The sequence below is a fragment of the Bradyrhizobium sp. LLZ17 genome (assembly GCF_041200145.1).
GTDB lineage: Bacteria > Pseudomonadota > Alphaproteobacteria > Rhizobiales > Xanthobacteraceae > Bradyrhizobium.
Genome location: NZ_CP165734.1, coordinates 4,584,029 through 4,597,325 on the forward strand (window position 1 = coordinate 4,584,029; position 13,297 = coordinate 4,597,325).

The 13,297-nt window shown below is 64.4% G+C and carries 10 protein-coding genes and 1 pseudogene; 6 read left to right on the forward strand and 5 right to left on the reverse strand.

Annotated elements, in window-relative coordinates; translation table 11 throughout:
* A pseudogene (locus AB8Z38_RS22055) lies at positions 1-2,798 on the reverse strand (chemotaxis protein CheW).
* Between the two features lie 420 nt (positions 2,799-3,218).
* Positions 3,219-3,686 (reverse strand): response regulator, encoded by a 468-nt coding sequence (locus AB8Z38_RS22060; RefSeq protein WP_369726571.1) that lies wholly within the window; start codon positions 3,684-3,686, stop codon positions 3,219-3,221.
* Positions 3,687-4,403: 717 nt separating this feature from the next.
* On the opposite strand from AB8Z38_RS22060, the gene AB8Z38_RS22065 reads away from it, so the two are divergent.
* The 3 genes from AB8Z38_RS22065 to AB8Z38_RS22075 all read left to right on the forward strand — a co-directional run bounded on the left by AB8Z38_RS22065 (position 4,404) and on the right by AB8Z38_RS22075 (position 5,995).
* A complete protein-coding gene (locus AB8Z38_RS22065) occupies positions 4,404-5,099 on the forward strand; it encodes a Crp/Fnr family transcriptional regulator (RefSeq protein ID WP_369719911.1) in 696 nt (231 codons plus the stop codon).
* A 170-nt stretch (positions 5,100-5,269) separates the two neighbouring features.
* Positions 5,270-5,647, forward strand: coding sequence for an Hpt domain-containing protein (locus tag AB8Z38_RS22070; RefSeq protein WP_369719912.1), 378 nt, complete (start codon positions 5,270-5,272; stop codon positions 5,645-5,647).
* A 99-nt stretch (positions 5,648-5,746) separates the two neighbouring features.
* Positions 5,747-5,995, forward strand: coding sequence for a hypothetical protein (locus tag AB8Z38_RS22075; RefSeq protein ID WP_369719913.1), 249 nt, complete (start codon positions 5,747-5,749; stop codon positions 5,993-5,995).
* A gap of 69 nt (positions 5,996-6,064) precedes the next feature.
* Here AB8Z38_RS22075 and AB8Z38_RS22080 read toward each other — a convergent pair whose 3' ends face one another.
* Positions 6,065-6,676 (reverse strand): LuxR C-terminal-related transcriptional regulator, encoded by a 612-nt coding sequence (locus tag AB8Z38_RS22080; protein ID WP_369719914.1) that lies wholly within the window; start codon positions 6,674-6,676, stop codon positions 6,065-6,067.
* Between the two features lie 341 nt (positions 6,677-7,017).
* Between AB8Z38_RS22080 and AB8Z38_RS22085 the strand changes: the two genes are divergently transcribed.
* The 3 genes from AB8Z38_RS22085 to AB8Z38_RS22095 all read left to right on the forward strand — a co-directional run bounded on the left by AB8Z38_RS22085 (position 7,018) and on the right by AB8Z38_RS22095 (position 11,350).
* Complete coding sequence (locus AB8Z38_RS22085) at positions 7,018-8,181, forward strand: hypothetical protein (RefSeq protein WP_369719915.1); 1,164 nt, start codon at positions 7,018-7,020, stop codon at positions 8,179-8,181.
* 325 nt (positions 8,182-8,506) lie between these two features.
* Positions 8,507-9,844, forward strand: a complete 1,338-nt coding sequence (locus AB8Z38_RS22090) for an MFS transporter (RefSeq protein WP_369719916.1) — start codon at positions 8,507-8,509, stop codon at positions 9,842-9,844.
* A gap of 291 nt (positions 9,845-10,135) precedes the next feature.
* Positions 10,136-11,350, forward strand: a complete 1,215-nt coding sequence (locus AB8Z38_RS22095; RefSeq protein ID WP_369719917.1) for an EAL domain-containing protein — start codon at positions 10,136-10,138, stop codon at positions 11,348-11,350.
* 68 nt (positions 11,351-11,418) lie between these two features.
* Here the strand turns inward: AB8Z38_RS22095 and AB8Z38_RS22100 are convergent, their stop codons facing one another.
* Together AB8Z38_RS22100 and AB8Z38_RS22105 are read right to left on the reverse strand one after the other, a co-directional pair.
* Positions 11,419-12,030, reverse strand: a complete 612-nt coding sequence (locus AB8Z38_RS22100) for a GDYXXLXY domain-containing protein (protein ID WP_369719918.1) — start codon at positions 12,028-12,030, stop codon at positions 11,419-11,421.
* The gene (locus tag AB8Z38_RS22105; RefSeq protein ID WP_369719919.1) at positions 12,027-13,295 is read right to left on the reverse strand and encodes a DUF2157 domain-containing protein; all 1,269 of its coding nucleotides are present in this window, start codon (positions 13,293-13,295) and stop codon (positions 12,027-12,029) included. The genes AB8Z38_RS22100 and AB8Z38_RS22105 overlap by 4 nt, the downstream gene beginning before the upstream one ends.
* Positions 13,296-13,297 lie beyond the last annotated feature (2 nt).

The window sequence follows — 13,297 nt, forward strand, 5'->3', positions numbered from 1 at the left end:
TTACGCCGCTGCCCGGCTCAGCTCGGAGGCGCCGGCGGCGCCCGCGGTCTGCTCCTTGAGCGCCGCGATCAGACCGGGACGGTCGAACTTGGCGACATAGTCGTGGAAGCCGGCCTGACGGCCGCGCTCGATCGCCGCCGGCGACACCAGCGCCGACAGCCCGATGATCGGCATCGCGCCGAGATTGCTGTCGGAGCGGATGGTTTCGGCAAACTCGAACCCGTTCATGTCGGGCATCTCGATGTCGGTCAGGACCACGTCGAAGGTCTGCGCGCAGCAGCGGCCAGGCCCTCCTGCGCGGTCGGCGCGGTGCGGACGCGGTAGCCGGCGGCCTTGAGCACCGGAGCCAGCATGTTGCGGAAGAAGGCACTGTCGTCGACCAGCAGCACCGATTGCGAGTGCAGCGACGGCTTCATCTCCTTGCGGGTGAACCAGTCGGCGAACGCCATCGGCAGGAAGTGGCCGACGTCGATCACCTCGGTGGCCTGGCCCTTGATCACGGCCGAGCCCAGGATGCCCTGGCTGGAGCCGCCGACCTCGATGTTGAGCCGTTCCTCGACGATGTCGATGATCTCGTCGACGACGAGGCCCATGGAGCGGCCGTCGTCGGAGAACACCAGGATCGGCTGGGCGCCCTGGCTCGCAATGGTGACGCTCTCCATCGCCACCAGCGGCATCAGCTGCTCGCGGTACTGCACCATGTAGCGGCCGTTTGAGAACTCGATCTTGTCGGCGGGCAGCTCTTCCAGGCGGGTGACGAGCCCGAGCGGGACCGCCTTGGGCTGGGACGAGCCGGCGCGGAACACCAGCAGCGAAGTGGTCTGCTCGCCGCTTCCGATGCTGTGAGCCCCGTTCTCGCTGTTCATGTCATGGGCCGAGGAGCCGGCGGCGCCGAGCGCCTTGGCGATGCCGTTGGGGTCGATGATCATGATGACCGCGCCGTCGCCCAGGATGGTATTGCCCGAGAACATGTCGATGTGACGCAGCTTGGTCGACATCGGCTTGACCACGATTTCTTCGGTGTGGAACACGCCGTCGACCACGATGCCGAAGGTCTGGCTGCCGACTTGCGTCACCACGATGAAGCCGTTCTCGGGATCGGAGACGGCGCCGTCGTCGATCTTCAAGAGCTTCTTGAGGTGGATCAGCGGCAACAGCTTGTTGCGCAACCTGAGAACGGCGGTGTCCTTGATGCGCTCGATGCGGTGCTCGGAGTTGGCGCGGGCGCGGACCAGCTCGACCACCGAGAGCTGCGGGATGGCAAAACGATCGCCGGCGGCTTCCACGATCAGGGCGGAGACGATCGCCAAGGTCAGCGGGATCTTGATGGTGACGGAGGAGCCCTCGCCGGCCACCGACTTGATGTCGATGGTGCCGCCGATCTGGTCGATATTGGTGCGGACCACGTCCATGCCGACGCCGCGCCCCGACACCGAGGTGATGGCGGCCGCGGTCGAGAAGCCCGGCGCGAAGATGAACTTGTGGATCTGGGCTTCGCTCATCTTCTCGAGCTCGGCCTCGGTGACCAACCCTGAGGAGATCGCCTTGGCCTTGATCCTGTCGGTGTTCAGGCCGCGGCCGTTGTCGGCGATGCAGATGATGATGTGGCCGCCCTCGTGATAGGCGGACAGCCGGATGGTGCCCTGCTCGCCCTTGCCGGACGCGAGCCGCTCGGCGGGGGTCTCCAGGCCATGGTCGGCGGAGTTGCGCACCATATGGGTGAGCGGGTCCTTGATCAGGTCGAGCACCTGGCGGTCGAGCTCGGTGTCGGCGCCGTGCATCTCCAGCTCGATCTGCTTGCCGAGTTCGCTCGAGAGGTCGCGCACGATGCGCGGCAGCTTCTGCCAGGCATTGCCGATCGGCTGCATGCGCGTCTTCATGACGCCTTCCTGCAGTTCGGCGGTGACGTTGGACAGCCGCTGCAACGGCACCTTGAACTCGGTGTCCTCGTTGCGCCGGCTGATCTCGAGCAGCTGGTTGCGGGTCAGCACCAGCTCCGAGACCATGGTCATCAAATGCTCCAGCGTATCCACGTTGACGCGGATCGACTGTTTGGCGATGCGGTCGCCCTCGCCGGCGCCCTCGTCGGCGGCGATCGACTTCTTGGGCGCGACCTTCTCCTTGGGCGGCTTGGTCTCCTTGGCGATGTCCTTGGCAACAGGCACTGGCGCTTCAGCGGCCGGCGCGGGCTCGGCCTTGACTTCAGCTTTGGCAACCGGGATCGGCGCTTCGATCGCGGTCTCGCGGAAGGCGCGCTCGAGCTCGTCGAGCGACACTTCGCCCGGACGCAGCGGACGCTCCAGGGTCTGGTCGGCCAGCGCGCCCTGGCTTGCGGGCGCAGCTTCCACGGCAACCGGCGCGTCCGGCACCAGCGGCGGCGCTTCAGCAACAGGGGCCGCCGCACCGGCAGCCATTGCCGCCATGCCCTGCTCGACCATCGCTTCCAGCTTGTCGATCAGATCGCGGTCGGTGCCCTCGGGCTCGGCTTCGCTCGCCTCCAGCCCGGCCAAAATCTCCTTGATGCGGTCGATCGAAGACAGGATCACGGTGACCGCCTGCCCGGTCACCGGCATGCCGTCGCGGAACTTGCCCATCAGGGTCTCGCCGGCATGCGCCAGCGCTTCCAGACGCGGCAACCCCAGGAAGCCGCAGGTGCCCTTGATGGTGTGGACCAGGCGGAAGATGTTATCCAGGATCTTGGCGTTGTTCGGCTCCTGCTCGAACTTCACCAGCTGATTGTCCACCGTGTCCAGGCTCTCGCTGGTCTCCGTCAGAAACTCCCGCAACAGATCATCCATGCGATACGCCTTAACTGAGCTGGACTTCGACGCCTGAGCCGCGCGTGGAATCGACGGAGGCCCGCTGCTAGATCGTTAGACATCCCATTTCACGGTCCCGTTAATTTCAGCCTCCGTGCTAATACGGATATTGAAAAGAAGTTTGTCATTCGACTGCATGCGACTGTGATTTTCGACAAATCCGGCGCCGCGCTTCATCACGCAGAGGCGACAGGTAAACGCGCCGATAACAGATTTACGGCATGCGCAAAAAAATCCTGCCGGCAAGGGACGATATGCGCCGTTTGCGCGAATTGAATCAAATCACTCGCCTTCGCGATCGCGCACGCGGCCTTCTAATTGGTCTTCTGCTGAAATCCGAAGGCATTGCACTTGCGGTAAACAGATGCTTACCCCGCGGCCTGTGCAATCCATACCGCGCTAACCCAACCGCGCGGCAGCAGCATGGTGCTGCGTCAGGCAATCCTTGATGGCGGCGAGCAAGGCATCCGGCGTGAACGGCTTGCGCAGGCAGCGCGCCGCGCCGAGCTCCAGCGCCATTCTCAGGAAATCGGGTGCGGGCGAGTTCAGGTTTGCGAAGGCGTAGCCCGACATCGCGATGAGTGGAATGGCGGGTGCGCGCTCGTGGAAGAGTCGGATCGATTCGAACCCGCGCATATGCGGCATGAAGATGTCGATGATCATCAGATCGAAATGTTCGTTTTCGAGCGCGCGAAGTCCTGCTTCTCCCCCTTCGGCAATCGTCACCCGAAAATTGTTCCGCTGCAGATAGATCTCGATGGCCATGCACACCATCGCGTCGTCGTCGACAACCAGAACATGGCGTGGATTTTCTGTCCCCGTTTGAGTTTGCGGCTTCGGCGCTTCAATCGTTGAACCGTGGGACACGCCTTTCTCCTCTGGCTTGGATTGATGGTGACGACCGGCCGCGCGGTCGACGTGGCGCATAAGGCGGACGCGACAGAGCCAAAACCTGCGGCCACGCTACGCAACGCTCGAGGCAATCGGCGACGACTTGGTGGACAAGCGAGCCAGCCCGCGTCGATGTCCGATCTCGTTGGGGACGCAATAAGCCGTCGAGCGCCCGCCTTCCCCCATAAGCGCCTGCCGGTGCTCGTGACCGCCAGCCAGTACCGGTGCGTCTGGCGCGTGCGCGAATCAATGCGCAGTTCTTACTTCCGCCGCAAATGAGAGAGGCTGTCTGCCCTCCAACAGGTATATGGACGGCAACACAACCTTTATACTACTTTTCATTAGCACACAACCAAGGCCGAAAGCGCGACCTACGACCGATTGGACGTGCGGGATTGATCCTGCACGAGCGCGAGCTGCGCATTGCCCGTCAGTCAGCGAATACTGGATCGGGCAGCTTTCGCTCTGCTGCGTCCTGATCTCGCTACAACTGAAATGGTCAGAGAGGCTGTCCTGGGGAAAGCGGATCCGCACAAGTAGACGTAAGCCATTACCGATGTCTCGGCCATGACCAATGAACGAATTGCCAATATATCGCGACGGGAAGATGATGGAACCTACCCCTGTGACAGATCTGAATTCGCTGACAGGAGTTTACCGGCGGAGGAAGACGGGGAGGCAGCTTTGGAAACGATGGGGCGCCCATCCAACGGTTTCCTGTCGGCGCTGTCGGCCGACGACTATGAATTGGTCCGTGCATATCTTCGCACGATCGATCTGCCGCATGACGCGGTGCTGGTCGAAACCGGCGAGACGCTCAAGCGCGCCTACTTCCCGCATCGTGGCGTGATCTCGCTGGTCGTGAAACTGGCCAAGGGCGAGCATGTGCAGGTCGCCATGATCGGCCGCGACAGCCTGCTCGGGACGCTCTCGATCATGGGCGATGCCTGCGCGCTGAACACCGCAGTCGTGCTGGTCCCGGGCGTCGCATCGGTGATGGACCTCGACCGGCTGCGCATCGCTGCCGATCAGAGCACGACGTTGCGGACGCTGCTGACGCGCCACGGGCTGGCGGTCTACGCGCAGGTCCAGCAGACAGCCGGTTGCAATGCCGCCCATCCCGTGGAGTCGCGGCTGTCGCGCTGCCTGTTGCACACGCATGATTTGTCGGGCGACTGCCGGCTGCTGCTGACCCAGGAGACCATGGCGCAGATGATCGGGGCGCGGCGCAACAGCGTGTCGCTGGTCGCCAACACCTTGCAGCAGGCCAATTTCATCCACTACAGCCGCGGGCACATCCAGATCCTCAATTTGGATGGACTGCGCCAGACCGCGTGCGAATGCTACGCCGCGGTAAAGGCCCAGTACGACAGACTGCTCGGATCCTGACCAAGCACGACGCGCTTGCGCAGAGCGCGACATGGTAAACCAACCGCTTACGGCTGCCCGCAAACACCGCGCGTCTCGCTACCGGAACCGAAATCGGAATGGGAGTAGATGTCCCGACGCATCGTGCCCCCAGGGCTCGCGATGCGCACCAACGGGACCGAGACCAAGTCATGCTTGACGCCTCTTTCGCGCCTGCGCGGAGCACGCTCGAAACCGAACCGCTGCGCGAACCGGGTGCGTTCGAGGCGCTCGTGCGCGAGATCGGCCAGGACGGTGCCGCTGAGGTCCTGGACGTGTTCTGGAGCGATACGTCCGCGCGGCTCGAACTGTTTCGAACGCTCGGCCTCGGGCAGCACCGCAGCAAGGTTGGGCGCGAGGCACATTCGCTGAAGAGCACCGCCAGAACGTTCGGCTATCTCCGGCTGGCGGCGCTGGCGCTCGAGTTGGAGACAACCGCGGAGGCGCTTGGCGAGGCCGAATTTTGCGATCTCCTCAATCGGATGGATGCCGCCTACGCGGCTGCGCGAAAGCAGGAGCCGCAGGACTGACCACCCTCGCGTGCATCTCCGCCGTACTTATACGGTTTACGATTTTCATATAAGACTAATCATAGCTGGCGATAGTCGCCGGAAACCAGGAGGGTTTCCATGTTCACCTATGAGACTGCGGACCAGAAAGAAGTCCGTCGCTTCCGCATCGCGCAGTTCAACGGCCGGATGGCCACGGTGAAGGCGGGCGAGTCGACGGTGACAGGCTTCGTGCGTTCGGTGCTGGAGCAGGAATCCACGATCCCGCCGCGCTGGATCATCACGATCATCCCGAATGCGGCCAAGGAAGAGCCGAAGGCGCTACGGCCCACCTCGCGCGCGCGCCCCTTCGCTGAAGACTATTTCTGAGCGGGATCGGGCCGCTTGCGCCCTCCCGCCTTTGACCGCGCCGCCGCCCGGCGGCGCAAGACAACGGACTCAATCGATCGAATGCAGCAGCGCCGCGCGGACAAGATCTGCGGTGTTGCGTGCGCCGAGCTTGCGCATCGCTTCAGCCCGATGGCTCTCGAAGGTGCGCGGGCTGATCTGCATCCGCAGTGCGCCCTGCTTGTTCGAATAGCCTTCGCTGATCAGCCTCAACACTTCGCGCTCGCGCTTGGTCAGCCGCTTGCCCGACAGGCTCGATGGTTCGGGGCTCGCCACACGCGGCATCTGCGGCGCGCGGACGGCCTTCAGCTCGGCATCCTCGGTGGCGGACGGCGTCGCCAAACTGCCCTTGTGAGGACCGGCGAGCTGCTTGACGAGGCCGCAGACACGCTCGGTCTGCGTCAGCGCGTTCTCCACCACCCGCTGCAAATAGGCGCGTTCGCCCGACACCGGCGCGAGCCGGTCGCTGTGATGCTTGATCTCGCCCATGTAGAGCAGGAGCGCTGTGAGGGGGCCATTGAGCTCTCGGGCAATGGCCGCGGCCATCTCGTCGGCCGCTTTGGTGCGAGCGGCATTCAGCCGGAGCTCTTCAGGCCGAGAAGCGCTGCCTTCGTACCAATCCGACGGCCGCGAATCAGTGGCCGTATCGTTCTGTGACCCCATGTGATTCGTTTAGCGGAACCCGGGCCGATCTGTGGTTAACTTTTTGGTCCGTAAGACTACGGTTATTTTGTCGGTTTTGTGCTGAAACACCGACGCGGGCACAATTTATGCTTGTGTTGCGGCGTAGCAGACCATGCGCAGGTTGATGAACTTGCCCGGATTATGGGCAGGCACGCAAAAGTCTCATTAACGCTCCGCTCCACATCGGATGTCCGCACCCCCGTATTTTACCGATAAATTAACGGCCACTTGCTTCTCTATGTCACAGTCGAGAGCGCGCAAATGCGTCCAGGCATTGGGTCGGCAGGCCCGCTGGGATCGTTGCGGAAGAACTGCGTGCCATGAACGAGATTAACCAGCTAGCGGAGTTCTTGCAGAGGCTGACGCCTCTGTCGCGCAGCTGTCTGCTGAGCGAGCTCGAGCGGCTCGAGCTGTGCGGCATCGACATGCCGGGCTCGGGCGACATCCAGGCCAAGCTGCGCGCCGAGTTTCGCAAGGACGGATCGACCCAGGCGCGCGCCGCCAATCCCTCGCGTTATTTCTTCGCGCCGCTCGAACTGCTGCTGATCGACGGTGCCCCCGAGCATGCCAATGCAGGACGGATCTCGCGCAATACGCTGACCCCGATCTGGGAGTGGATCTGCCGCGACCTGCTGCCGACCATGGCGCGCGACTACGTCAAGGCGATCAACGACCAGGTCAACGCCAACAATCCGAAGGAAGTGCTGAAGATCGCCTCGACCTTTCAGGTCAAGGTTGTCAAGGTGCTCGAGAATACCCTCGCCTCGGCCGAGAGCACCGAGTTCGCGCGCGCCAAGCTCGCGCAATACACGGCCTCGCGCACCGCCTTCGACGACGTCAGGAAGATGCAGCATGTGCTGCGCGCCGGCGACGCGTTGCCGAAGTTCAATGCGAAGCTGCCCGAGAAGATCACGAAATTCCACGACAGCCAGGTCGCCCAGATCACCGCACAGCTCGACGCCTTCAAGAAGGCTCGCCCCGATGCGCTGCCCTTTGCGCTGGCGCTGGTCGCCAGGCGCCTGAAGACGCCCTGGCACCTGGTGCGCCTCGCCACCAAGCCGGCCGCGAGCAAGAGCGCGGCCGACGTCGCCGCCACGCCCTATGCCTGCGTCGTGCACATGGTGCTCGACCGGCTCGACGACATGCGCCTCGCGCTGCGGATCGCGCTCCGGCACAACCGCGTGCTGATCGCGCGCGACCTGCTCGCCGAGATCTACGACACCGAATATGCGCTCAAGGTCCGGATCGACGGCATCGAGACGAGCGAATGGGGCGTCCGGCTTCAGCAATTGATGGATGCCATCGCGACGCTGGTGACGGCCGAGGTCAGCCGCTTCCCCTCCAACGTTGGCCACATCCTCGGCTCGCGCCGGCTGCGCAGTCACGACACGCTGGGCGGCAAGCTGAGCTATCTGGCCTGGAAGGGCCGCGACGCGGTGCAGGACGGTGCGGCGGCGTTTCGCAAATTGATCGGCGCGGATTAGTCGCCGCATACGTCAGGTGGTGTGCGCGGCAGGCACAGGAAGCGATCGAGAAATCGCCCTGACAGCACGAACCTGAACCACCAATACATCAACCGCCGCGTCGTCATAGCTGCGATCCAAAACAGCCCACCACCGGCTCCGTTGACCAATAGCGCAGGTGCGGCAATGCGCGTGTGAGGTGCTTCACATTGGCTTCGAGCCGGTCTGGTCCGGCTGCAACGCCGATCCAGGACGATCATCATGGAACCGTCGCGCCAGGTCGGAAGTTTTCGTCAAAACAACCCTATGCACCGTCGGGGGCACCGCACCAGGAAAGGCTGCTGCCATGTCCCTGTCCCATCTCGACCCCGTCTCGCTGCCAGACAGCGAGCACCAGCTTCAACTGCGCCGCGCCGTGATTGCCTCCACCATCGGCACGGCCATCGAGTGGTACGATTTCTTCCTCTATTCCACCGTCACCGGCCTTGTCTTCGCAAAGCTGTTCTTTCCGCGCTCCGACCCCTGGGTCGGCACGCTGGAAGCCTTTGCGATCTATGCCGTGGGTTTCATCGCGCGCCCGATCGGCGCCGCCATTTTCGGGCACTATGGCGACCGCATCGGTCGCAAATCGACGTTGATCGCCACGCTCCTGCTGATGGGGCTGGCGACCTTCGCGGTGGCGCTGGTGCCGACTTATGACAGCATCGGCGTCTGGGGCGCCGTGATCCTGACCGTGCTGCGCTTCGTCCAGGGTGTGGGCGTTGGCGGCGAATGGGGCGGCTCGGTGCTGATGTCGATGGAATGGGCGCGCAACGATCATTCGCGCGGGCTGGTCGCCTCATGGCCGCAATTCGGCGTACCCTGCGGGCTGTTCCTGGCAAATCTCGCCGTGCTGGCCTTCAGCCAGATGTCCGGCGAACAGTTCTTGTCCTGGGGCTGGCGCGTCCCGTTCGCGCTGAGCCTCATCCTGGTCGGCGTCGGCCTCTACATCCGCCTCGGCATCATGGAGACTCCGGTGTTCGCTCGGCTGATCGCGGAGCGCAAGGTCGAGCGCACGCCGATGCTCCAGGTGATCAAGGAGCATCCGAAGGAGATCCTGCTCTCCGCCTTTGCGCGCATGGCCGAGCAGGCGCCGTTCTACATCTTCACCGCCTTCGTCTTCTCCTATGGGATCGGCACGCTGCACGTGTCGCGCGACTTCCTGCTCACCGCGGTGCTTGCGGCCTCCGTGCTGTCCTTTGTCTCGATCCCCGTGTTCGGCCATCTGTCCGACCGCATCGGGCGCAAGAACATGTACATCATCGGCGCAATCGTGACCGGCGTGTTCGGCTTTATCTATTTCCGCATGCTCGACACCGGTTCGCATCCGATCATCTTCTTCGCCATCATCCTGTCACTGATCCCGCACGACATGATGTATGGACCGCAAGCCGCGCTGATTGCGGAAAGCTTTACCGGGAGGCTTCGCTACAGCGGCGCTTCGCTCGGCTACCAGCTCGCCTCTGTCATTGCCGGCGGTCCGGCACCTCTGATCGCGGCATGGTTGTTCGGCACCTTCCATTCCGCGACGGCGATCGCGGCCTATATCGCGGTCTGCGCGGTGATCTCGGTGGTCGCGACCGCCGCGATGACCGACTACACCGGCAAGAACATTTCGGGCGAGTACGGATCGAGCCGAGGCTGACGCTGGCGCTCGCCGCAGCTTTGTAGGGTGGGCAAAGGCGCAAAGCGCCGTGCCCACCACTTCTGCTTCAGTCTTGAATGGTGGGCACGCGGTGCTTTGCCCACCCTACGGTATATGCGTGCACGCCACGCGCGAGCAAACGTAAAAGCTGCGCGAAAGAGATCCGAACAATTTTAGGAATGATGCGCGCTTTAAGGTTACCCAAATAATCCACCGATCGCGTGAAGCTCTCCATATTTGAATCCCCTCCGCGCCGTTAACACGTCGTTCACGGAACGGGAGTGGTTTGCGATGAACGATGCGATCGGTGAGCTCGCCGGACGAAGGCCAAAAAGCTTCGGACGGCGGAAGGTGATACCGCGGGCCTGCGTGGCCGACAGCAAGCGCCATCTGCGCGCGTTCATGCGCGAGGTGCTCGAGGATCTCGGTTTTGTCACCAGCGAATGCGCCAGCCCGGACGAGCTGCGAGCGATGCTCGGCACTGATCTGCCGGACCTGATCCTGCTCGGCATCGCCGCCGACGGCATCGAGCCCGGTCGGTTTCTGGAGACGCTGGTGCGCGATGCCTTCGACGGCAAGGTCCTGACCGTCGGCGCCCGCGACTCGATCATCGTCAAGGCGGTGCAGCAGGTCGGCGAGGAATATGGGCTGGCGATGCTGCCGCCGCTGACCACGCCCTTCGCCGCGGAGACGCTGCGCCAGCGCGTCGCCATGCTGCTGCCGGAGGAGCCGGCGCCGAGCCCGGCCGTGCATGTCGGCGAGGCCCTGCATGCAGGCTGGCTCGAGCTCTGGTACCAGTCAAAGATCGACGCCCGTTCGCTCGTCCGCTGCGGCGCCGAGGCGCTGGTGCGGATGCGACACCCGACCTGGGGCGTGGTGCCGCCGGCCTATTTCATCCCCGAGCCGCACGATCCGCATTTCCGTGAGCTGTCGGAGTTCGTGATCGAGCGTGCCGTGCAGGACTGGCATTATCTTCTGGAGCGGCAGAGCGCCGTCGATCTGTCGATCAATCTTCCCGCGCCTTATCTGAAGCAGCCGCAGGCCGTACGCGATCTCTGCCGCCGGGTGCCGACGCATCCGGCCTTCGGCGGGCTGACGATCGAGATCGCGAGCGAGGAAGCGATCTCCGATCTCGCATTCCTCACCGAGGTCGCGCGCGAGATGCGGTTTCACAATATCGGGCTCTCGATCGACAATCTCGGCGCCAACTGGCCGGCGCTGATGGGCCTGGACAGGATTCCCTTCATCAAGGTGAAGGCCGACCGGCAGTTCGTCACCGGCTGCGGCAATGACCGTCTGAAGCGGACGGTGTGCCGCCACATCGTCGAGCTCGCGCAGGGCTACGGCGCGCGCGCCATCGCCGAAGGCGTCGAGAGCCGCGGCGACCTGCTCGCGGTCAACGAGCTCGGCTTCGACCTCGTGCAGGGCTATCTGTTCGGCAAGCCGATGCCGCTGAAGAAGTTTGCCAGGAGCGCGCTGACGAAGACGGTGATGGGAGCAGGGTGAGACCTCGCTCGACCTCTCCCGCACGCGGGAGAGGCGGGGAGCAAGCAGCCAAAGCTGATCGTCATGCTCTAGTACAACGGCTCCTCATAGACCGGCTGGCCGTCGAGCAAGAGGCGTTTGATTGCGGCGCGGCCCGAGGGCAGGACGGCGGCGACGACCCGCAGCTTCCGCTGGTTGCGGGCTTGCTCGAGCGTCTTGCCCTCGCCTTCGGGCACGAAATAGCTTTCCAGACCGTAGCGGACCGTCAGCGTGTCGCAGAACGCGCGCCCGGCCGAACCGCAGGACGTGCCGTAGGCGACACGGCCGCGGATCAGCACTTGCGGAGCCGTGACCGGGACAGGCGCGGCATGCACCGAGACCGCCTCGTAAAGGCCGCTGGCATTGGACGCGAGCTTGACGAACACGATCGGGTTGCGCTCGGCGGTCGGCTGGCCGGCGAGTGCGCCAGCTGCAAGTTGCGAAATGTCGTAGCCGAGCACGACATAGTCGCCACGCAGAAGATCGCGCGGGTCCACCAGCTGCGTCTGCAGGGTGACCTCCGTACCGTCGCGCAGGATCTGCATGCGATCCGCGACTATCAGCATCAGCAGCACGCATTGAAGCAGGATGGCGACACCGAACAGCACGGCCTTCGGGATACGCTGCCAGAGATCGCTGACGGACGCGGCGAGCTTGATCATCGCGTGGCCCTCGGCAGCGCGCGATTGAGCGCGGTCGCGAATGCGACGGTGATGGCGCCGGCCGCCGCGAGAAAGGCCGAGCGGCCCAGCAGCGAGCCCTTGACCGCCCAGGTGATGCCCGCGATGACGCCGGCGATTCCAAGCCAGCCGGCAACGATGCGCGGACGAACCGCATCGAGCATGCCGGAGACGACGAGGCAGAGCATGGCGCAAAGAATGGCGGCGTAGGCCAACCAGGGCTCACCGGCCGCGGACGCGGGCCAGATCGGTGCGGCAAGCAGGACGAGGCCGATCGCGCATGCGGCGAGGACTTCGCCGGCGCGATGACTGATCCTGGCCGATGCGAGAGCAAGGCTTACACCCGCAGCCCCGCACATGACGGCCCAGAGCGGTTGGGCCGGCGCCGCGCTCCGAAACCGGATCACCTCGTCAACCGTCGTCACCTCCAGAACGGCGACAACGGCCAGCGCAAACGCGCCGTAGATCGACAGGACAGTGCCGAAGCGCAGCGCCCTTGGCGATGGCGCGGCGGCGATCGCGAGCCCGGCCCCGAACAGCAAGGCCGCGCCGTCCGCGAGAATGAATGCCGGCTGCGCACCATCGAGGTCGAAGCGAAGCGCCGTGGCGATCCACCAGGGAAGTGCTGCGATCGCGACGAGGTGGGCGGCCGCGCGGGAATTCCAGGCGAAAGCGAGAGCGGCGGCGAACAGCCAGACCGCCACGAACGGCAGATGCAGCGCGACCGGCGCGTCATAGTTGCGCATGCAGGTCCAGATGCAGGCGGCCGCGAGGCCGACCGCGAGCGCGCCGCGCGAGCCGGTCAGCAGCGCCGCCGCGAGCGCGCCGATCGACCACAGCAGCATGCCGCCGGCAAAGTCGGAGCCGAGATGATACATCTGGCCGACCAGCGCGATGCCGGCGCCAAAGACGATCGCACCGATGCTGGCGCAGAGATCGGCGAGAACCGTGCGGCCCGTATTGGCGAACCAGGCGCCGAGCCCGCCGGCGACAACCATGCCGGCGATCAGGATCGCGAACCGCACCAGCCGCGCGATCTCCGTCCAATGCGCCGCGACGAAGGCGAGGAAGGCGGCGGCGATCAACAGCCCGCCGACGATGGCGACGACCACCGCGATGTTGATGCCGGGCGAGAGCGGCGGCAGCGCGCTGCGGATGCCGGCAGCCGCCGCCGGCGCGATCACGCCATCGGCTTCCCATTGCGCAAGATCAGCCTCGAGGCGCTGCCGGTAGGTCTTGTCGAACATCG

What these genes read in the sequence shown, in the direction of transcription:
- AB8Z38_RS22065 (WP_369719911.1), top strand. Translation starts at nt 4,404, where the DNA reads ATGGGGCGCCCATCCAACGGTTTCCTGTCGGCGCTGTCGGCCGACGAC.
- AB8Z38_RS22070 (WP_369719912.1), top strand. Translation starts at nt 5,270, where the DNA reads ATGCTTGACGCCTCTTTCGCGCCTGCGCGGAGCACGCTCGAAACCGAA.
- AB8Z38_RS22075 (WP_369719913.1), top strand. Translation starts at nt 5,747, where the DNA reads ATGTTCACCTATGAGACTGCGGACCAGAAAGAAGTCCGTCGCTTCCGC.
- AB8Z38_RS22080 (WP_369719914.1), bottom strand. Translation starts at nt 6,676, where the DNA reads ATGGGGTCACAGAACGATACGGCCACTGATTCGCGGCCGTCGGATTGG.
- AB8Z38_RS22085 (WP_369719915.1), top strand. Translation starts at nt 7,018, where the DNA reads ATGAACGAGATTAACCAGCTAGCGGAGTTCTTGCAGAGGCTGACGCCT.
- AB8Z38_RS22090 (WP_369719916.1), top strand. Translation starts at nt 8,507, where the DNA reads ATGTCCCTGTCCCATCTCGACCCCGTCTCGCTGCCAGACAGCGAGCAC.
- AB8Z38_RS22095 (WP_369719917.1), top strand. Translation starts at nt 10,136, where the DNA reads ATGAACGATGCGATCGGTGAGCTCGCCGGACGAAGGCCAAAAAGCTTC.
- AB8Z38_RS22100 (WP_369719918.1), bottom strand. Translation starts at nt 12,030, where the DNA reads ATGATCAAGCTCGCCGCGTCCGTCAGCGATCTCTGGCAGCGTATCCCG.
- AB8Z38_RS22105 (WP_369719919.1), bottom strand. Translation starts at nt 13,295, where the DNA reads ATGTTCGACAAGACCTACCGGCAGCGCCTCGAGGCTGATCTTGCGCAA.